Here is a 20,609-nt window from a genome sequence, read left to right as displayed (position 1 = left end):
TTAATTCATAAAATAAATGCTTATTCTACAGATTGACTTGTGAAAACATATATCGCCATCTCATAACCTCATTTACGTAATAATACATCATCATTCTTAATAGTGAGTATGTCACCTAACCTTAATAACTGGAGCATATAATCAAACTCATGCAGATAGAATACTATAATATTTTTATAGATTTTGATTTTAAGAATTTAAAGTATTCCGGAATTGAGAAGATAAAGCTAAACGTAGATGACGAGCTAGTTCTCGATGCAGAAGGAATCGAAGTCACATCGGTAAAAATAAATGGGAATAATATTAATTTTGCAAAAAGAGAAAATTCCATATCGATTCCACTGGGAAAGTTCACGGGAGAAATTGAGGTAGATTTCCAAGCTAAAGTAAGAGATGACTTAGTAGGAATCTATGTAGCACCTTATGGAGATTCATATATGGTCTCTACTCAATTTGAGTCCTCCCACGCAAGGAAGTTTATACCATGCGTTGATAATCCAGCCTATAAGGCCGAGTTCAAACTATCGGTAAAAGTTGGCGAAGATTTAGATGTAATATCGAACACACCAGTTGAGAGAATTGTAAGAGATGGAAATAGGAAGATCATTGAATTCATGAAAACTCCCAGGATGTCAACCTATCTACTTTACTTAGGTATAGGAAAATTTGAGGTAAATTATGATTTCTCTTCTTCTCCTATAGTTGGAGTCATAACTACTCCCGGAAAGATATCAAGGTCAGATATACCTAAGCAATTTGGAAGGCAGTTCATAAGTTTTTATGAGAACTATTTTGGCGTAAAATATCCTTTGCCAAAAGAGGATTTGATAGCAGTTCCGGAGTTTGCTTTTGGCGCAATGGAGAATTGGGGTGCTATTACGTTTAGAGAAACAGCATTACTAGCTGACAAAACATCTAGCTTACGACAGACAATGAGAGTTGCTGAAGTTATAGCTCATGAATTAGCCCATCAGTGGTTTGGTGATTTAGTGACAATGAAGTGGTGGGACGACCTTTGGCTAAATGAGAGCTTCGCAACTTTCATGAGTTACAAGGCTGTAAATACAATTAAACCTGAATGGGACTACTGGGGTCAATTCGTTCTTGATGAAACAGCAGGAGCTATGCTAAAGGACTCTTTGCACATAACGCATCCAATAGAAGCTAAGGTGGAAAAAATTGAGGATATTGAACAAATATTTGATGATATAAGCTATGGAAAAGGAGCTAGTATATTGAGGATGATAGAAGCCTACCTTGGAGAGGAGGACTTTAGAAAGGGAATAAGAAGTTACTTAGAACAGTATAAGTACTCTAACGCTAAAGGAGAAAACCTTTGGAAGAGCCTGAAGGACGCCTCTGGCAAACCTGTAGATAGGATAATGGAATCTTGGATAAAGCAAGAAGGATATCCATTAATAACCGTGAGCATAAACGGTAGTAAAGTAAAGTTAGAACAAAAGAGATTTATGCAAGACGGAAGTACAGATGAGAAGACTTATCTCATTCCAATAACAATTGAGATTAATGGGAAGAGAACAGAAATGCTCTTCGATGAGAAAAATAAAGAGATAGATGTCGGAACTGACATTAAAAGTCTAAAAGTAAATCTAAATAAGGCAGGTTTCTACAGAGTTAAGTACGCAGATCTCAACAGAGTTAGTGAGATGAATGGTCTTGAGAAATTCGGGTTAGTTAATGACTACTTCTACCTTCTTTTGGCCAAACAGGTGACCTTCCAAGAGTATGAAAAGGTCATTAGGTCTATGCTTAAGGAGTATAACTATTTACCAGTAAGGGAGATTGCTGATCAACTCTATTTCCTCTTCCTAGTAAATAAGGAAAAGTACGGAGGTCTAGCCTTAGAGTTCCATAAATCACAGCTTGAAATATGGGCTACTAAAACTGACCCATTATCAAGGCTTACATATGCTTCCTTGGTAGAGAACATGGTAATGATGGACAATGACTTTGCTAAGGACTTGTCAAAAGAGTACACGAGGCTTGATTCTGTTGATCCTAACCTTAAGGATGCGGTAGTTATGGCATATGCGGCTTCTGGAGGTGAAAGAGTATATGACGAGATCCTTAATGCGTATAGAACTCAAAAATTTGATGAGGAAAAACAGAGATACCTAAAAGCATTACTCTCATTCAGAGAAGGTCACCTAGTAGTAAATACATTAAGCCTTTCATTTACAGGTGATATAAAGAAACAGGACATAGTAAGAATACTTCCATTAGCATCGTCAAATCCGTACACACGTGGAGCCGTTTGGACATGGTTAAAGACTTACATTGATTTTCCGAGGAAGTCTCTAGCTGGAACTGGAATATTCGGGAGAGTTCTCTCCGACACGTTACCTCTTCTAGGAATAGGTAGAGTGGAAGAGGTAAAGAAGTTCTTCTCTTTACATCCAATTCCAGAGGCAGAGAAAGGAATTGAACAAGGGATGGAGATGCTAGAGATAATTTCAAATCTTATTTAAATTAACTATAAAAGAAATTATTTTTAATGCATTATCTTTACTCATTTCTTCTGTCAAAACAAGCTCATTTCTGCTATTGTTAGAACCTCCATATATTTCGAGCTTTCCTGAAGTCAGAAGCGAGTTATTGTCAGCTATTAAAATAGAGAAATTTATTTTTTCAGGGACTAGAGTAATATGCAATCTTTTCCTTAGATTTTCCTTTAATTCCTTATACTCCTCTAAAGTTCGCTGGTAATTGTCATTTTTTACTCCTGTTTCACTCTCAAGTTTCCCTCTCATCCTTCTAGTCACAAAAAATATTATTATTGTAAGAGGAACTGTAATTAAAATCAAAACAATAAAGGACAAAGATGTATAACCATCTCTAATAAAGGTTACAATTAAGGCTGCAATTGATAGAACCAATACCACAAAAGGAATTCGGGCGAGTATGGATATTTTTCTATTTAAATTTAATATCTCTAAGTGTAATGATTTAAGCATCTCTTGCCCATAGTTATGTCTATAATCTTCAAGGAAATTAGCTAATTGTGCATCTGATGTAATTATTGATGTATTAACCCCGCTTGCTGCTTTTCTAACAATTTCTTTAGCTAAATCAATTCCTATTTCCCCTGAAAGAACTACAATACTTTCGATTGCAGAATTGATCATGGAACTTACTTTCTTTGATATATCTTGAGATTTTCCAATTTCCATCCTATTACCCTCCAAAATTTTTAAGGTATATAACGACATAATCTATAGATACGTTATATAATAGTGTCACATATGACATCATGTAGTTCTAACTTTAATACTTAGCTTTTATTTATCTCGATTTTTAGGTATTAAAATTATATATTAAAAATGTTATGGTATAACTTCCGTTGAGTCCATGGTAGGGTCATATTTTAGTTCATCTAGGCTAATACTACCACTTCTAATTGCCTTATCTACTTCCGGGATTTGTGACAATATTATTTTTAAATATTGCTTATTTATTTCGTCTACTTCCCAAAACCCCTCTTCACCCCAATATTTTTCCTTTGATGCATAAAAACATCTTCCTCCACAATACCTTTTAAGATCACACGTCCTGCATTGTTCTGGTAGTGGTTCCTCCATTAACTTAAATCCTCTATTTATGTCTCCTAGGACTGCCCACTCTTCTCTCACAGCTATTGGACAAGATAAAACTCTCCCATCGGTGGTTATTGATACAGACTTGTAGCCTGCACCACATGGAGATCCCTTGTATGGACCAAAATAATGAGCATTAATTACACCTAAAATTGGAATTATCTTGATTATTTTTCCGTCAAATAATTTGCTAATGAAGAATTCCGTGAGCTTTCGTATTCCCGGTAAGTAACTTTCGTTAGCCCATTTTTTAATGTCCCACTTATCTGTCCATATAACATTGAGTTGCCAATGGATTTTATCGAATATTCCCAGATTTATCAAATGCATAACATCACTATAAATATCAGTATCCATAGTTACTGTCATTCTAGCTATTAGCTCAACTCCAAAGGATTTAACGTAGGAAGCATTTTTTATAACAGTGTCATAAATATTTCTTCCTCTATGTTTATCAGTGATTTCCTTTCGTCCATCTATAGAGAATAGAGCTACATTCATTTTCCTCCAATATTTTTCTCCAAGCATTTTAGTTAAAGTACCGTTTGTTTGAATGCCGTACCTATTGGCTTTAACTCTATCCATAAATTCGCTGATAAATCTAGGATTAGCTAGAGGTTCACCCCCGTAAAATATTACTGTTGAATCTTTGTCGTTTTCTACCAGGCTCTTTATTTTAGGAATATTATATGTTGCATTCCATGGAACAATGTCTTTTGGAAACGAACCTCCACAATAGTCGCAGATCAGGTTACATTTTCCAGTAGTGAATACTAACCATAGCACGAATAGAAGTATATCTCTTGGTTAAAGAAACTAAGCTTCATGAACTCTTATATACTATGTCTTAAGCTTCAATACTTTTATACTTATTAGTTATGGCCTTAGTTATCGATAAATCTTAAATTCTTTACATTTATTACTATGAGTAATGGCTGAAACTCGACGACAGGTAATTTATCTCACTGTAGGATTAGTAATAATGGCATCATTATTTATTCTGGCTTATAGAATTAACATCCTTGAAAATCCTATTTCAGCAGCAATCCTATCACTAAGCTTCTTCTCTGTTATAGCAATTTTTATTATAGCTCTTAATCCTTGGCTAATTAATCGCGATAGAAGAATTGATAAAATAGACGATATAGTTGTGATAATATCCATTCTAACGTATACTATCATATCGATATCAACTATAAAGGGATTTGGGACAGATGATATGGAATATATAACTCAAGCAGATAGATATTTACTTCTAGGAAAAGATCCTTATGCCCAATTGTACTCACCTATTGGGGTAAGTCCTACGTACCTTCTGAGCGGATCTGTAGCTCATGCGTTTATTTATCCTCCTTTATCATTTTTGGTTTATTTTCCATTTTTTCTCATTTTTTCTCATTTTTTAATGTTATCTTACTTAAACTTGATAAATATTATTGCACAAGATCTTTTAGTAACTCTTATATATTTTCAAGGGAAAAAAACTGGAGATCCTATAGCCGTTTTACCTGTTATATTTTCTTTTATTACTGCTGGTCTCTTAGCTCCCTCATTTTCTGGTGTCAATGCTCCAGTTTGGGCCTTATTTATGGCTATGAGTTATATTACGAAAGGAAAGAAATCTGGCATTTTCATGGCTTTAGCGGATTCATTTAATCAGATACCATGGATAATTACTCCATTCTTATTAATTTATAAACGAAAAGATGTAAAAGATATATTATTTGGATTTATAGTTAGTATTTTGGTAATTAACTTACCATTTTTATTCTGGAACGCGCACGCGTTCCTTAGTGTGTTTACTGATGATTCAAGCACAATCCCTGTAGCATTTACTGGTCTAACAATATTTAACCTAACGTCATTTCTTACTGTAGAACCTTGGTTTTTCACAATCACTATGGGATTAATAGGAATATTTTGCTTGTATATGTATTTTAGACTCTTTTCATTAATTAAAGAAACTATTTGGGTCTTTCCAATGATTATTTTATGGTTTTCTTGGAGAACCTTAACTAGCTATTTCTTAATGTGGCCGGAGTTGATGTTTCTTTCAATATTTAATTTAGAGAAAGAGGGAAGTAATAAAATATCACTCAACTTTAACGTTATAAGGAAGGAGTTAATTGCCTCTCTTTTTATTTTTATGTTTACTTTAACTTCTGTTGGGGCAATATCTCATGTTCAATATGTTTCACAGGATCCAATAAAAGTTGTTAGCGTCTCAGTTCCTGAAGAGTCTAATCCTGTAAGCGAATTGAGCATCATAGTCAAAAATACTAGAAATGAATCAGTAAATATTACCCTTATTAGGGTGTCGGTTCCAAATTCTCTAAACATGGTATGGAACTTCACAAATAGTAGCATACCACCTAATTCCACTAGAGAGATATTAGCATATACAAATAACCCCAAGCTATTTATAAATTCATCAAGTTTTACAGTCCAAGTATATTCAGGTTATTTCATGAGTTCTTATCAAGTAGATATTAACTCCACAAAGATAAATTTGACATATGAGAATTCAACAAGTACTGGAGAGATTGGAAAGAATTGATTACTCATCTATCTCTGAATACTTGACACTAAGAATAAAGGATTATATACAAAATGCTGGCGCAAAAGGCGGAATTTTAGGAATTAGCGGCGGTGTAGATTCTGCAGTAACTGCATATTTACTAAGTAAAGCTGTAGATAACTTTTACTTTCTACTTATGCCTTCTGAATCAACTCCTAAGGAGGATATACAAGACTCACTAGATATAATTACAGAGCTTTCTGCTGAGGATAAGTATTCTTTCATTACTATTGATCCCATAGTTGAGAAATTTAAGGAAAGTGTAGGTGAAGATAAGAAAGTGATAGGTAACGTTAAAGCAAGAGTAAGGATGACTCTTCTCTATGCATTTGCACAGAAAATGAATTACCTAGTTATTGGTACGGGGGATAAGAGCGAACTCCTCTTAGGGTATTTTACGAAATATGGAGATGGGGGTGTAGATGTACTACCTATAGGCGATTTATACAAGACTCAAGTTAGAGGGTTAGGCAAATTCCTTGGAGTTCCAGAAAAAGTAGTAGGGAAACCTAGTTCTCCAGCCCTTTGGGAGGGTCAATCTGCTGAAGGAGAGTTGGGTTTTGGATATGATTTGGCTGACGCTGTACTTTACTTGATGGTAGAAGAGATGAAAGGAACTGAAGAAATTTCAGCGGAATTAGAAATTAATAAAGATTTAGTGAAAAAGATAAAAGATTTAGTTATCTCATCTCAACATAAGAGACTTCCACCAGAGATATTTAGGTTGAGTTCTAGATCTATAAACTCCGATTGGAGGTATCCTAGGCAATGGAGGTAGAGTTAGCTCAGATAAGGGTTAAGCAAGGTGATATAACTTCTAATCTAGAGAAACATATTGACATACTTTCAACTTCTTCAGCAGAATGCGTCATATTCCCTGAGTTATCCTTAACTGGTTACATTTTAAGGGATATAACGTATGATATCATAAAAGATGCCGAAACAGCGGAGGAAAAACTGGCCGAACAAGGTAAATGCGCAATTTTTGGTACAATTAGGGAGTATCATCCTGGAATTCTAAGAAATACTGCAGTCGTTCTCATGAACGGAAAAAGGGAATATGTGTATAAGTTTTATCCCCCAACTTATGGCCTATTTGAGGAAAGGAGGTACTTCCAACCTGGAGATCCAAGGAAGGATGTAAAGATATTCAAGTTTAAGGATATATCCTTTGGTGTTGCTATTTGTGAAGATGTATGGCATAGTGAACCAGTTGAAGCACTTTCCCTTATGGGTGCCTCGGTTATATTTGTTCCATCTTCCTCTCCGTTGAGAGGTTTATCAAGTACTCTAACTATAGAACAGGATTGGGAAACTCTTTTGAGGGCTCATAGTCTTATGCAGAACGTATGGATGATTTTCGTTAACTCTGTAGGTAGTCAAGACGAAGAATATTTCTGGGGCGGTTCTATGATATCATCTCCATTTGGCAAGATTATAGTTAAGGGGAAGAGACTAGAAGAAGATAGGTTGACATTTAAGTTAAACCTAGATGAGGTGAGGAGAGCAAGATACTTTAGTAGTTTTAGGGATCATCAAAGAGATTTTCACGCTTTTATGTCAAACCTTTAAATACTTATATTTTCAAGAAAATGTAATGCTACTCCAGAAAACTAAGTTCTTTGATTTTCTTCTTGTATTGCTGATAATACTGTTGCTGTTATTATCTATTGTTAGTCCAGCATTTCTCTTGGGAGTAGCGCTCTTAACATTTTTCAAAGTTTCTAGTAACAAAATTCTTATTCCCTTAGCTGTACTTCCTTTGCTTATGATTGAATTACATGGTATTTTTTATTTACTTGGAATATCTCTAATGATAGTCCTTTTGCTGTTTGATCTTCTTGGCATGTATCAGAAAAGATTCCATTTTTAATTTGATAAAAATTAGTTTTAAATTTCCTGTATATCTTTTAAGAGGTTTATTTTATTTCTAGAAAACGAGTTATTGATATATTGTACCATATAACCGGATGAACTACAACAAGAATCCGATTATAAGCTAACATGAAGTACAAGGCTAAACTCAGGTGGTTCCTTCTTGGGTATCACTATAGCTAACAGTCTCGCTTAGGCTTTCAATGCTAATATTATAGTTATTACATTTATGGGGAAAGTTAGTAGCTCTAATAGAATTAGACAAAAAGCAGAAAAGAATGGGAACAGATTGAGAGGTTGGAGGATATCCGAGGAACGTCATCGCTACTTTACTTAACTTCAAAAATTATCTTTATATAGTTCTATTCATTGCGAACATTGCTTGACTTATCTTGGATACGCTATACCCTGACATCATGTTCATTGAGATCGCTTTACTCCACTGAATTGATAACATTACCTAATCCGGGCAATAATAAGAACATTAAGTCAAATTGATAGTATGATAATGTTTTTCTATGAATTCTGCTAAGATACTATATAGGAAGGCTGATAACGTTGAACATACTTCAAGTATATTCTTATCCCAGTGAGGCAGTGGTTTCATGTTCTTTGGTTGACGATAAAGGAAACGAGAGAAAAATTTTAACAATCTCTTTAGAGGATAATGGGATTCACGTTCATAAGCTGGAAAAGGACGATCACTATTTAATTCCTCCCGTTCCACAAATAGACATGTTGATTAAGGAGGTAATAGATCAAGTTGCTGAGGAGCTAAACGTTAAGGCTATTATATTTAGATTCGGAGACGGAGACAAAATAGAGGAAACTGAAGACCTTGTCTTAAGCGAGAAATGGTACGATATAGAGAGCCTGGCGAAAGCCGCATCTAAGCATGCAGCGATAGTAAGTGATGTAGAAAGTAAGTATATAATAAGTGTAGTTAAGTTTTCCAATTTCATTTACGCTTCAACTGTAATAAGGAAAGAGGATACCTTTCCCCTAATGCAAATAGTTATGGACACATCTAGTGACGCGCCTCATATAAAAATCTATAATGAAGTAGGCCAACTTGTGGAAGATAGAAAGGAGAGAGTAGCAGATTTCGAAGACTATGTTAGATCACTAGTTAACTCTGATGATGTAGCTATTGTCTATAAAGAGTCATTGGATGAAATACCATCGCCAACTGAAATAACTACGGAGAATGGCGATAAGTATTTTGTAGGTGTAATCTTTAAGTACTTCTTAGGTTTCTTCTCTACTGATGACGCCAATGCTAAGCGAGGAATAATCTTGAGGAACAGAAGAAGATTTTCAAAAGTTCTTAGAGCAATACTTTACTTAGACAGACTTTCTGAAGAAGGAGGAGTAGAAGTTCTTATGCCAGCTAAGGCAATTCTACTTGAGGATGTCCCTGGAGAAGTAAAGAAGATGAAGGTAAAGGCAGAAAATATTCTAAAGAGGTTTAGAGTAAGTGAAGTAAACTATTTCGGAGTTAGCGACACTGCCATGAAGGAAATTGGATCATATAACTCTTCAATAATGAGTATAAGAGTTATACCAGTAGGCTTCATAATAGTTACTAAAACTAAGCAGTTGTTCGACGAATACGTTCAGAGAATTTCAAATGGGCCAACGTCTGATGGATACGAAATATTGGACGAATTTATAAAGAAAAACGCGTCAAGGTACTTTATAGGTTATTTAATGAGCTTAGAGGAAGCGTTAATAATTTATTCTGATATACTAAATGAGCTGAATAAGGATGACTAATTTCGCTTATATGTATGTATTTTCGCTTGGCTTTTGTAGGGATTGGTGGAGATCTTCTAAAGAGGAAAAAGAGGAAGTTTTAGGATCTTTAAAAGCTATAGAGGATAAAAACTCAAAAAGGCTTATCTCATTAAAGAGATATGCGTCGTTATCTTACCATTCTCACTTGGTTTATTGGGCTTCATCTGAGGATACTACAAAGCTTGAAGAGTTTAGAACATCAGTATTAAACTCAGTAAAAGGATATGCAGAGGAGAGTAATCTTTTCCTCTCTATCTTTAAGCCATCTCCATATACTTCATCGAATGAGATTCCTTTTTCTATACTTAAGTTACAGCCTTTAAGGTACTTTGTTGCCTATCCCATGAAGAAGTCTGTAGAGTGGTATCTCCTGCCATTTGAAGAAAGAGAAAAGATAATGAAAGAACATATAAGTACAGCAATAAACCATCCTAAAAATAAAGGAATAAGATCCTTCACTACGTATTCCTTCGGTATTGGGGATTATGAATTTGTGGTAATATATGAAATACCAGATCTGGAAAGCTGGACAGAGGTAGTGGAGAAGTTAAGGGAAGTGCAAGCCAGAAAATGGATAACGAAAGAAGAGCCAATACTTGTGGGAGAGCTTAGGGATCTAGATTTTCTTATAGGATAGGATTATTGAACTTTTATTAATATTAATAAATCTCTAATCTTCTTCATGCTATGGACTGAGGAATTCTTAATAATGCTTTACTTATTAGCTAAATAATTGCTATTAAATATGATAAAATATAAAGAAACTTGTGCATTCTTATTTCTCTTTCCATTTTCATCTCTCATTACTCTATGCATTTTAAGTTAATATCTAATTATTTTTTATATATAAAATTTATACTTTAAGAACTATTTTTACGAACGCCTATGAGAAATCTTATTAAGAATGAAATAGAGATTTACCTTGCATGAATCTTTATTATATAATTATCATTTTTGCTATATCAGTTGGGACTAATGCCATACCTTTCTTTGGAACTCCATATACTCTGGTTGCGTCAACTCTTGTCATAAAATCCGGGATAAATTTGATCAACATTATAGAGGCAATAGCAGTGACAGCTATAGGTGCAGCGATAGCGAAAGTCTTTATGTATGCTGTAGGATATGGAGTAGAGAAGAGAATCAAAACTAACAAAAATATATCCTTCTTTATGAAACTCGTTAAGGGAAAGCCATTTTACATTGCTTTATTCATTCTTGCCCTTCTTCCTCTAGTTCCGCTAGACGATTTCGCCTTTCTAGTTGGTGGAACAGCTAAGGCTCCATTATTTAGAATGTTTAAGATTACTATTGGAGCAAAGATAATAAAGAGCAGCATTGAGATTCCTATTGAGGTTTTTGGACTTATCAAAGTAGCAGAAGCAATAGGTGTATCGGCTTTCGAACTAGGTATAATTTCATCAATTTCATTTACAGTATTATTTATTATAGCATATAAACTGGATTGGGAGGAAATATACGAGAAAGCAAAAAAGTACTTAAATTTTGGTCCATTTAAGAGCTTATGAAAATATTTTCAGGAAAAAAATTTGAGGTTTACATCGAGAAAACTGAACTACCTAACGGAAAAATAAGAGAGTTAGAGTATGTAAAGCACAGGGGATCTTCAGTTATATTACCGCTTATAGATAACGAAGTAATCTTAGTAAAAGAGTATAGACCAGTAGTAGGAAAATGGCTATTACAACTTCCTGCAGGAACGATAGATGAGGGAGAAGATCCAGAAACAACTGCTAAAAGGGAACTAGTTGAGGAAACGGGTTTTGAGGCAAATACTCTTATACACTTAATAGATCTTTACCCATCTCCTGGAATATCTGATGAGTTAATGCATATTTACGTAGCGAAAGACCTTAATTTTGTAGGATCAAGACCAGAGGATTATGAAGTAATAGAAATTGTAAGAATGCCATTAATGCAAATTGTTGAAATGATCAAGTCTGGTAAGATATCAGATATGAAAACCGTTGCAGGAATTCTCTATTACTTGACTACTTTAGCTAAAAGTTAAGACTAGTGTGAGGTTTAAATTTTACTGTTCTCTACTTTATTTGCAATGGATAAATCTAGGTCAAATAAGGTCTATGGCGGTTATGAAAAAGCGCCAAATCGTGCATTTCTAAAGGCAATGGGTTTATCAGATGAAGATGTATCTAAACCTTTAGTTGGAATAGCTGTTGCTTGGAGTGAAGCAGGGCCTTGCAACATACATCTCCTAGGCATATCCCAAGTGGTAAAGGAAGGAATAAGAGAAGGTGGCGGTACACCAAGGACATTTACTACTCCTCTAGTAATAGACGGTATAGCTATGGGAAGTGAGGGAATGAAATACTCGCTAGTTAGTAGAGAAGTTATAGCTGACACAGTGGAACTTTCAGTTAATGCTCACGGTTATGACGGTTTTGTAGCTTTAGGTGGCTGTGATAAGACACAACCTGGTTTAATGATGGCTATGGCTAGGCTTAACTTACCATCTATCTTTATGTATGGAGGTACTACATTACCTGGAGACTTCAAGGGTAGGAAAATAGCTATTGGCGATGTATACGAGGCAGTAGGTTCTTATGCCTCTGGAAAGATAAGTGCAGAAGACCTAAGAATAATGGAAAATAACGCTATACCAGGTCCAGGAGCTTGCGGTGGGTTATATACCGCAAATACTATGGCAATGATATCAGAAGCAATCGGTTTAGCTCTTCCAGGTAGTGCATCTCCACCAGCAGTTGATTCAATGAGAGTAATGTACGCAAAGGAGACTGGTAACAAATTAATGAGACTAATGGAGATTGGCTTAAAAGCTAGAAATATATTGACGTTTGAGGCATTCGAAAACGCTATTACTGCACTAATGGCGTCTGGAGGATCAACCAATGCTGTACTTCATTTGTTGGCGATTGCCCATGAGGCAGGAGTTAAGTTAAGTCTTGATGATTTTGATAGAATTAGTAAAAAAGTCCCGGAAATAGTAAACATGAAACCAGGAGGCGATTATGTAATGGCAGATCTTAACAGAGTTGGAGGAGTTCCGGTAATATTAAAGAAGTTATTAGATGCAAATCTCTTACATGGCGACACGATTACAGTAACTGGAAAGACTATGAGGCAAAACTTAGAGGAGTACAAGATTCCAGACGTAGATCATTCGACAGTAGTTAGAGATCTAAACAATCCGTTTACTCCTTCAGGAGGGATAAGAATCTTAAAGGGAACATTAGCTCCTGAAGGAGCAGTAATAAAGGCATCCGCAAGTAAAGTAAAGAAACATAGAGGTCCAGCTAGAGTATTTAATTCGGAGGAAGAAGCATTTGCATCTGTTCAGAAAGGAGACATTAAAGAGAAAGATGTAGTGATAATAAGATACGAAGGGCCTAAGGGAGGTCCAGGTATGAGGGAGATGCTCGCAGTTACTGCAGCAATAGTTGGAATGGGTCTAGGAGAACAAGTTGCTCTTGTCACTGATGGCAGATTTTCAGGCGCAACTAGGGGTATTATGGTTGGTCATGTTGCACCAGAAGCATCTTCTGGAGGTCCAATAGCAATAGTTAAAGATGGAGATTACATTACAATAGATGCTGATTCAGGAAGATTAGATCTAGAACTATCAGAAGGAGAAATAAAGAAGAGACTTTCAGAATGGGTACAGCCAGAACCTAGGTATAAAACAGGACTCTTAGCTCAATACTCAAGGTTAGTGGCATCTTCAGCAAAAGGGGCAGTTCTAGTCCCTTATTAGTTTCCTTCTATTTTTAGTCTTTTTAGACTCTTAACTAACTCCATTAGATTGTCTACCTGCAAATAAGGAGAATATTTTGAGCAGTTAGCTTTCCTTTTTATGCAGACAAATTTTACTCTCGAATCGTAAAATCTAATTGACAACAAGTCGAGTGGAGAGGAACCTATAACAATTGTTCGCAAAGGATCTAATGAAAAACTTGAAAATAAGACTTCCATCGGCTTTTTACTAGGTTTAGTCTTCCCATCAGAATATATAAATGGGAAATCTCCTAGTTTTTTTATAATCATTCTAGTTTTCTCTTCATTATATGGAGATACAATGATTATATCTTCTTTGAAAATTTTCTTGAATTCATTCCAATCTGGGTAAATCTTATCAATTAAAGGAAGTTCTACATCCTCGCCTTTATATTGCCTAAGAAGCATATCCGTTAAATCTATGTCCAGAATAATTCCATCCAGCCAAACAGCATATTTCATAATCTTATTAGAATAATTAAAATTTTTAAGTTTTAACTACTACTCTTTAGTATGGAAATTAAAGGTTTCGTTTTTCCAGACGATTTGCTATACGATGAAGAAAAATACATTTGGATAAAAGATGAAGGTGAAGATATAATTTCAGTTGGGATAACAGATATAGGTCAATATATGGCAGGTAAGATATTTCAAGTAGAGGTAAAACAGAAAGGAGAAGAGGTTAATCCTAAGACTACAATTTTTACTCTTGAAAGCGCTAAATGGGTGGGAAAGTTTAGACTCCCTATAAACGGTGAAATACTAGACATAAATGATACAGTAGTTAAAAATCCAGATCTCTTAAATGAGAATCCGTATTCTAGCTGGATTGTAAAGTTAAAGGTAACCGAATTTCAAAAAAGATTTAAGAGATTAGAAGAAGTTAAAGAATTCTTTGAAAAAGAAGCTGATAGAATAAAAAGATAAAATGTTTAATCTTTTATATCATTTTTAACACGATTGATTTGTTTCTTTAAATCTCTATAACTTATCAGTGCATAAATTGTATAATACATGACTACTAATTCCAGTCCAATCGTTATTCCTAGAAATATATTACCTAAACTTGATCCAACAAACGAAAGTCCCATAACAATCATACTCGCAAAAATTGTATATTTCATTTCCTTATTAGTGGACGAAATTTTTGAGATGTAACTCTGGACTTTTTCTATCATGTCAATTTTTTTTGCAAGATCCTTTATACTATTACTAGAACTAGTTATTCTCTCTTCTATAGCTTTTGAGGCTTCCTTACTCTTTACATTTATAACTTCTATTAGGCTATCCTCTACATCCATTGACGATATAAAATCGAGGATATATCCAAAAACCTTTATCATGTATACGTCCTTTATATTACTCCAATTCTTTTCTACATCTTCTACTTTTTTAGTAGATATAAAATAAAGTGCAGTGGATTCTATAAGTAAAAAAGCTCCAACTGGAAACAGTAAAGTGTAATCTTCCATTACTATAATTCTTCTGATATGGAGTTTATAAGCTCAGCTATTTGTAAATTGAGCTCTCTAATTTTCTTTAATTTTTTCAAAAGTCTTTCTCCTTTTTCGCTTAATTTATATTGCCCGCCCTCATTCTCCACTAGCCCTCTGGAAACAAGAAGTTCTACATATTTCTCAACCAAGTTGTTACTGAGATTAGCGTACTTCATTAATCCGGATTTGCTGGATATACCTTCCTCTAAGACAGTCATTATATCAGAAATAATTTCGAGTTGGTCTCTCTTGCTTCTCATAATTATAACTCTTGGTTTATTCTTTATAAGCTTTGCCACAATATTTTTATTGGCCTTTTTAAATCAGTAAAATGATATTTTATAATTATGAATTCGTTGTATTTTTTTTCTCATTTCTAGTCTTAATAGCTTCCATAGTTATTCTTAGTAATTCAGCGTCTTTTTCGCCGTTATACTTTGAAACTAGAAGGAGAAAATGCTTTATGTCTTCCTCAGTCATTTCAGGAGAAATTAACGAAAAAAGTTTGGAAAGAACCTCATCGTTTATTTTTGATATAATTTCTATAGCCTCAGGTATTGTTAACTCTGGAACTTCTTTCAACAATGAAAGAACAGAAAAAGCTACAACTTGTGTGCCTTCTGTTGCCACCTTTTTCATTTCATTAACCTGTATAGTCTTTTCTAGTTTTTGAATTTCTTCTATTCTCATCTTTAAGTTTTCGATATATTTCCCCAATTTATATTTCTGCATTTCCAAGTTAACTAGAGCATTTCTTACCTGTTTTGACGCGATATACCTTACTTCATCTCCGTCTCTTAAAATAGTTATGTAACCAGAAAAATACAAATCTTCTATAGTCTTCTGAACAGTTTGTTGACTCATAAAGAGAGAAAGAGTGGGGTAAAGGTCTGTAGCCCTTATCCCAGCAGGACCTCCTTGAGCTATTGTAGTTAGTACAGCTCTCTCTTTACCCTCTAGAAAGTTAATCATAATATACCATCATATGTTAGGATAATAAATGATAAGTGCTCCAGGGAAGGTTCTTTGGATTGGAAGTTACTCTGTGGTATTTGGTGGTATATCTCACGTTATAGCGATAAATAAGAGAGTCAGATGTACAAAAATAGGAGAAGATAAGCTTTTCTTTGAGACTTCTTATGGTAACTTTACTGAAACAGGTAATCCTATTATAGAAAGTGTAATAGCTGCCTTCAAGGAAAAATTTCAAGAATTTCCAAATATTCATGTAAAACTCATTAATGACTATGAATTTCAGATTAATGGCAAAAAGACAGGTCTAGGGAGTTCTTCAGCGTCTACAGTTGCTTTAACGGCTTGCGCGTATATGGAACTAAAGGGGAAAATTAACTTAGAAGAAATTCATGAAATAGCACAAAGAGCTAACTTCATAAGACAAAAAGGCATAGGAAGCGGATTTGATATAGCTGCGGCCGTTTTTGGTAGCTTAATATATAAGAGAAACGGGTTTAGAGAACCTTTAGGCATAGGTAATTATGAAATTCTTTTGGGTTTCACTGGAAAGAGCTCTGACACAGTTAAGCTTGTAGAGGCATTTTCAAAAAGGAGTGAGGAGGAATGGTTTAAGGAAATTATAAGTGAAATAGATCACGAAAATGAAACAGCTATTGAACTCCTAAAAATGGGATATCTAGATGAAGCTTCTGTTCACGTTAAATTAGGTAGAGATCTCTTGAACTACTTAGCCAAAAGAGTTGGTGTAGAACTTGAGACAGAAAATGAGAAAAAGCTAATTAATCTAGCTGAGAAAAACGGAGCAATTATATCTCTTTCTCCTGGAGCTGGTGGAGGAGATGTGATAATGGCTATAGGTGAGGATCTTTCTAAAGTTAGAGAAGTATGGAAGAATTCCGGAATTTATTTAATAGATGTAAAAGAAGACGGAGGTTTAAGAATTGATTGAAGGGGAGGCCATAGCTCCACCAAATATTGCTATCGTAAAGTATTGGGGCAAAAGAGGAGAAAAGAAGTTAAACCTTCCATTAAATCCTTCTTTCTCGGTCTCTCTAGATGGATTATATGCAAGGACTAAAGTAATCCTGGAAGAAGGATATGGAAAAGACATAGTTATAGTCAATTCAACTCCCCTAAATGATCGGGAAGTCGTAGACTATGCTGGAAGAGTTCTCGATCAATTCAGGAAAAAATCCGGTAAAACGTTCCATGCCAAAATTTTTTCAGATATAAACTTCCCTAAATCTGTAGGTCTAGCGTCTTCAGCAGCTGGTATTTCGTCGTTAGTCTATGCGTTAAACGAAGCTTTAGGTCTTGGGCTTTCACAAAGGGAATTATCAATAATAGCAAGGATTGGTTCAGGTAGCGCTTGTAGAAGTACTTTAGGAGGTTTTGTTGTATGGGAAAAGGGGCAAAAAGATGATGGATCGGATTCTTTCTGTTATCAAGTTTTCCCTGAAGATCATTGGCCTGATTTAGTTGATGTCATTGGTATTGTTAGTGATAAAGAAAAAAGAATTTCCTCTAGAATCGGTATGCAGACATCAGTTGAGACCTCTTATCTTATGGAGTCTAGACTAAAGTTTATCGATAACACATTTTCACAGGTTTTAGAAAGCGTTAGAAGAAGGGATGAGAAGAAATTCTTTGAATTATTGATGAGACATAGTAACAATATGCATGCCGTAATATTGGATTCCTGGCCTTCATTCTTTTATCTTAATGACATTTCTATAGATATAATGAAATGGGTTCAAGATTTTGGAAATGCTGGCTACACTTTCGATGCTGGTCCAAATCCACATATATTTACAACTAGAAAATACCTAAGTGACGTTATTTCCTTCTTAGATTCCAAAGGTCTCAAATATATAGTTAGTAAGCCAGGTCAAGGTCCTAAGGTCTTACATTCTTGAAGTATTTTGATATACTTATTAGCCACATTTTCTGCCTTTTTATGATATGCTATTATTGCCTTTCTTATTTCGCTTAAAGATCTTATTATGGTAGATGCTGCTTTTAAAGTTTCAACTTTCTCTCCATCAAAAATGTAAAGAGGTCTTCCGGTTTCCTCATAAGGTACGTCTTCAAACTCATGATAAATGAATAATCCTCCAGTGCTTTCCATATCTTCCTTAATTTCAGTCTTTCTAGAAGAGAATTCATTTAAGCAATTTCCAGTTATGTCGACCTTAACTCTCTTAAAACCTGTTCTGTACAACAATGCATCCTTAAACTCTTCCTTAACTTGGTCTAGCTTAGATAAAAGGTAAAAATCGGTAAACTTCAAAAAGTCCTCAATTTTATCTGGAGGAGAGATTATCTCTTTTTTAATCATTTCAGCTATTGCATGAGATAGTACCGCATTATACATTCCAACAACGCTATGGAAATATACGTTCTCAAACATATACATTCTAGCCAATAGGAATTGCTCCACGATAGGCATAGCTTTTTTATGAATAGCTATTTTGTCTCCGTCTAAAAACACTAGAAATCTCTTTAATCTTTCTACATCGAACATACCATATTCGACTCCGGCATAGTAAGAATCTCTCAGCAAGTAATCGCTCCTATCTGCGTCCACGTAATTCGAGATTAATAAAGACGTAAATGTCTCCTCTTCACTCTTTGGTTTTTCTGACAGAACATCATCTAAAAAGGAAACTGTATCAAAGGTTGATGATAAATCATCGAGCTCATTAGAGAGACCTTCTTTTATAATTCTTATTCCATAATCTACATGAGTCTTCTTCTTTCTTTCGTCAATATCTATTCCATATACTTCTTTAGCCAATATTAACCCGTTCTCAAAAGTGTGAGAAAAAGCGACGTGTCCCACATCATGTAATAATCCCGCTATTGCCGATAATTGAATTATATCATCTCTTAAACGTGTTTTATTATTAGCTAAAGCATACTTTGCAAACTCCCTTGACAGATTCATCACACCTAAGCAATGCTCGAATCTAGTATGATTCATTCCAGGATAGACTAGATAGGCCATTGCGTTCTGTTTTATTAATCTCAATCTCTGAAAATAAGGAGAAGAAACGATTTTAGTTATTTTCCCGTCAAGTTCAATATATCCATGAATGGGATCCCTAATAAGTTTCATTTCTATATTTTCGCTAATGTATCTAAAATTGCTTTTGCCCCAGTCATAACTCTCTCCTCAAGCTTTTCTTTAGAAATCCATACACCACCTCTAGCTAGATTATCGCTTACTACAAGTACTGCTCCAACTCTAACTCCTCTTATTTTGCCAACTGTGAATAGAGTAGCGCACTCCATTTCTACAGCTATATTTCCCCTAGAGGACCATTTTTTTACAAAGTCTTCATCTTCTGCATAGAAAGCATCGCTACTGAAAACGTTTCCTAGGAAGAACTTTAACCCCTCTTTTGAGAAATTAGACGCTAGAGACGAAGCTATCTCTAAGTCCGGAACTGACGCAATACAACTATTTTCTCCCAAGTATTGATAGATTGTCCCGCCCTGGTTGTACGATGCGCCAGTAACAATAATGTAATCTCCTAACCCTATTTCAGGGATTAGCGCTCCCGTCGTTCCATATCTTATGAAATTTTTTCCACCTAACATAATTAACTCTTCAAGAACTATTGCAGCTGAAGGTCCTCCAATACCATGGGTTGCTATACTTATTACCTTTCCTTGATATTTTCCAGTATAAATTAAGAATCCTCTATTTTCGTTTACTATTCTTGGATCCTCTAGGATAGAGGACAAAATTTTAGCCCTTCCTGGATCTCCAACAATTAAAACGTTTTCTGCAATATCTCCTTTTTTTGCTAATATATGTACAGGATTCACACTAAGGAAGATTAAACAAAAGTAAAAAGAGTTAGCTCAAACCTTTATTTTTCCCAGATATAAGATATTGTTGTGATCTCCAAAGAAGGAGAAGTAACGTTTAATGGAGTTAAACCAGCTATCGCGCAAGGAGAATTATATATATCTCCTTTCATAAATGATAAAATTTATATTTATATAGATGGAAGAGATATTTTCCTAGAATTTACTTATTCGGAATTTTTAAGGATGATGCACTCAATTAAACTGCAACAATTAAAGATCCTTAAAAAAGAGACTAGATACACCGAGTTAGGAATAGTTACAGATACATTATTTGAAGGAAGCATAAAAATAGTGACTCTTTTGGATTGGGGAGTTCAAAACGTTCTTGTGACAATTGACGAACAAAAGCCAGTTATTGAGTACGGCCCATATTGTGATTATGAAAATTGTTCTTATTTCGCGTTAGCCTTGCAGCGGGGGGAATTGTTGTATTATAAGGTAAGAATTAATGAGAATGAAATGGACTCAACGTTGTATTCCTCAACTCCATTAAATCTTGTTAATGAACTAATCTTCTATGCTCTTTATCAGAAACTTAAATTGTTCTAATCATTTTTAAATTATAATGAAGGTTTTAAAAAACGATTGTACAAAAGTTTTAAAAAGAGTATGAATAATCTT

The 20,609-nt window shown here is 34.7% G+C and carries 22 protein-coding genes; 14 read left to right on the top strand and 8 right to left on the bottom strand.

The genetic code is table 11. From position 1 onward, the window contains the following. Positions 1–149: 149 nt before the first annotated feature. Positions 150–2,489, top strand: a complete 2,340-nt coding sequence (locus CM19_RS11570; RefSeq protein ID WP_048100603.1) for a M1 family metallopeptidase — start codon at positions 150–152, stop codon at positions 2,487–2,489. On the opposite strand, the gene CM19_RS11565 is transcribed toward CM19_RS11570, so the two are convergent. Together CM19_RS11565 and CM19_RS11560 are read right to left on the bottom strand one after the other, a co-directional pair. After that, on the bottom strand, positions 2,475–3,191 hold the full coding sequence (locus tag CM19_RS11565; RefSeq protein WP_150111441.1) for a hypothetical protein: 717 nt from the start codon (positions 3,189–3,191) through the stop codon (positions 2,475–2,477). The genes CM19_RS11570 and CM19_RS11565 overlap by 15 nt on opposite strands. 153 nt (positions 3,192–3,344) lie before the next feature. Next, a complete protein-coding gene (locus tag CM19_RS11560; protein ID WP_048100601.1) occupies positions 3,345–4,400 on the bottom strand; it encodes a TIGR04084 family radical SAM/SPASM domain-containing protein in 1,056 nt (351 codons plus the stop codon). A 145-nt stretch (positions 4,401–4,545) separates the two neighbouring features. On the opposite strand from CM19_RS11560, the gene CM19_RS11555 reads away from it, so the two are divergent. The 9 genes from CM19_RS11555 (at position 4,546) to ilvD (ending at position 13,618) form a co-directional block, all read left to right on the top strand. Then, entirely contained in the window at positions 4,546–6,171 is a 1,626-nt protein-coding gene (locus CM19_RS11555; RefSeq protein WP_052349551.1) for a hypothetical protein, read from the top strand. Beyond that, positions 6,131–6,970, top strand: a complete 840-nt coding sequence (locus CM19_RS11550; RefSeq protein ID WP_048100600.1) for an NAD+ synthase — start codon at positions 6,131–6,133, stop codon at positions 6,968–6,970. Before CM19_RS11555 ends, CM19_RS11550 begins: the two co-directional genes overlap by 41 nt. Next, positions 6,961–7,764, top strand: coding sequence for a nitrilase-related carbon-nitrogen hydrolase (locus tag CM19_RS11545; RefSeq protein ID WP_048100599.1), 804 nt, complete (start codon positions 6,961–6,963; stop codon positions 7,762–7,764). Before CM19_RS11550 ends, CM19_RS11545 begins: the two co-directional genes overlap by 10 nt. Before the next feature lie 25 nt (positions 7,765–7,789). Continuing rightward, a complete protein-coding gene (locus CM19_RS11540) occupies positions 7,790–8,065 on the top strand; it encodes a hypothetical protein (RefSeq protein ID WP_048100598.1) in 276 nt (91 codons plus the stop codon). Between the two features lie 560 nt (positions 8,066–8,625). Then, positions 8,626–9,843 (top strand): hypothetical protein, encoded by a 1,218-nt coding sequence (locus CM19_RS11535; RefSeq protein ID WP_048100597.1) that lies wholly within the window; start codon positions 8,626–8,628, stop codon positions 9,841–9,843. After that, complete coding sequence (locus CM19_RS11530) at positions 9,830–10,501, top strand: chlorite dismutase family protein (RefSeq protein ID WP_420804730.1); 672 nt, start codon at positions 9,830–9,832, stop codon at positions 10,499–10,501. The genes CM19_RS11535 and CM19_RS11530 overlap by 14 nt, the downstream gene beginning before the upstream one ends. A gap of 289 nt (positions 10,502–10,790) precedes the next feature. Beyond that, a complete protein-coding gene (locus CM19_RS11525) occupies positions 10,791–11,393 on the top strand; it encodes a hypothetical protein (RefSeq protein ID WP_048100595.1) in 603 nt (200 codons plus the stop codon). Next, positions 11,390–11,896 (top strand): NUDIX hydrolase, encoded by a 507-nt coding sequence (locus CM19_RS11520; protein ID WP_048100594.1) that lies wholly within the window; start codon positions 11,390–11,392, stop codon positions 11,894–11,896. The genes CM19_RS11525 and CM19_RS11520 overlap by 4 nt, the downstream gene beginning before the upstream one ends. A gap of 45 nt (positions 11,897–11,941) precedes the next feature. Continuing rightward, positions 11,942–13,618 carry a dihydroxy-acid dehydratase gene (ilvD, locus tag CM19_RS11515; protein ID WP_048100593.1) on the top strand — a complete coding sequence of 559 codons (1,677 nt, stop codon included), beginning with the start codon at positions 11,942–11,944 and terminating at the stop codon, positions 13,616–13,618. On the opposite strand, the gene CM19_RS11510 is transcribed toward ilvD, so the two are convergent. Further along, complete coding sequence (locus CM19_RS11510; protein WP_052349550.1) at positions 13,615–14,100, bottom strand: HAD family hydrolase; 486 nt, start codon at positions 14,098–14,100, stop codon at positions 13,615–13,617. The genes ilvD and CM19_RS11510 overlap by 4 nt on opposite strands. A 51-nt stretch (positions 14,101–14,151) precedes the next feature. Between CM19_RS11510 and CM19_RS11505 the strand changes: the two genes are divergently transcribed. Next, positions 14,152–14,565, top strand: a complete 414-nt coding sequence (locus CM19_RS11505) for a glycine cleavage system protein H (protein ID WP_048100591.1) — start codon at positions 14,152–14,154, stop codon at positions 14,563–14,565. Positions 14,566–14,570: 5 nt separating this feature from the next. On the opposite strand, the gene CM19_RS11500 is transcribed toward CM19_RS11505, so the two are convergent. From CM19_RS11500 to CM19_RS11490, 3 genes are all read right to left on the bottom strand, one after another. Continuing rightward, complete coding sequence (locus tag CM19_RS11500; protein ID WP_048100590.1) at positions 14,571–15,110, bottom strand: hypothetical protein; 540 nt, start codon at positions 15,108–15,110, stop codon at positions 14,571–14,573. Positions 15,111–15,112: 2 nt separating this feature from the next. Further along, the gene (locus tag CM19_RS11495) at positions 15,113–15,394 is read right to left on the bottom strand and encodes an Sso10a family chromatin protein (protein ID WP_048100626.1); all 282 of its coding nucleotides are present in this window, start codon (positions 15,392–15,394) and stop codon (positions 15,113–15,115) included. A gap of 85 nt (positions 15,395–15,479) precedes the next feature. Then, positions 15,480–16,106: a hypothetical protein gene (locus tag CM19_RS11490; protein ID WP_052349549.1), complete on the bottom strand. Its 627-nt coding sequence runs from the start codon at positions 16,104–16,106 to the stop codon at positions 15,480–15,482. Positions 16,107–16,134: 28 nt separating this feature from the next. On the opposite strand from CM19_RS11490, the gene CM19_RS11485 reads away from it, so the two are divergent. Both CM19_RS11485 and mvaD read left to right on the top strand, forming a co-directional pair. After that, positions 16,135–17,058 carry a phosphomevalonate kinase gene (locus tag CM19_RS11485; RefSeq protein WP_048100589.1) on the top strand — a complete coding sequence of 308 codons (924 nt, stop codon included), beginning with the start codon at positions 16,135–16,137 and terminating at the stop codon, positions 17,056–17,058. Continuing rightward, positions 17,051–18,025 carry a diphosphomevalonate decarboxylase gene (gene mvaD, locus CM19_RS11480; RefSeq protein ID WP_048100588.1) on the top strand — a complete coding sequence of 325 codons (975 nt, stop codon included), beginning with the start codon at positions 17,051–17,053 and terminating at the stop codon, positions 18,023–18,025. The genes CM19_RS11485 and mvaD overlap by 8 nt, the downstream gene beginning before the upstream one ends. Here the strand turns inward: mvaD and CM19_RS11475 are convergent. Next, positions 17,998–19,227 (bottom strand): HD domain-containing protein, encoded by a 1,230-nt coding sequence (locus tag CM19_RS11475; protein WP_048100587.1) that lies wholly within the window; start codon positions 19,225–19,227, stop codon positions 17,998–18,000. The genes mvaD and CM19_RS11475 overlap by 28 nt on opposite strands. A gap of 2 nt (positions 19,228–19,229) precedes the next feature. Further along, positions 19,230–19,943, bottom strand: a complete 714-nt coding sequence (locus CM19_RS11470) for a purine-nucleoside phosphorylase (RefSeq protein ID WP_048100586.1) — start codon at positions 19,941–19,943, stop codon at positions 19,230–19,232. A gap of 72 nt (positions 19,944–20,015) precedes the next feature. Between CM19_RS11470 and CM19_RS11465 the strand changes: the two genes are divergently transcribed. After that, entirely contained in the window at positions 20,016–20,537 is a 522-nt protein-coding gene (locus CM19_RS11465) for a hypothetical protein (protein WP_048100585.1), read from the top strand. The last annotated feature ends 72 nt before the right edge of the window (positions 20,538–20,609 follow it).

The organism is Candidatus Acidianus copahuensis (assembly GCF_000632495.1).
GTDB lineage: Archaea > Thermoproteota > Thermoprotei_A > Sulfolobales > Sulfolobaceae > Acidianus > Acidianus copahuensis.
This window is presented reverse-complemented; position numbering and strand designations above follow the sequence as displayed.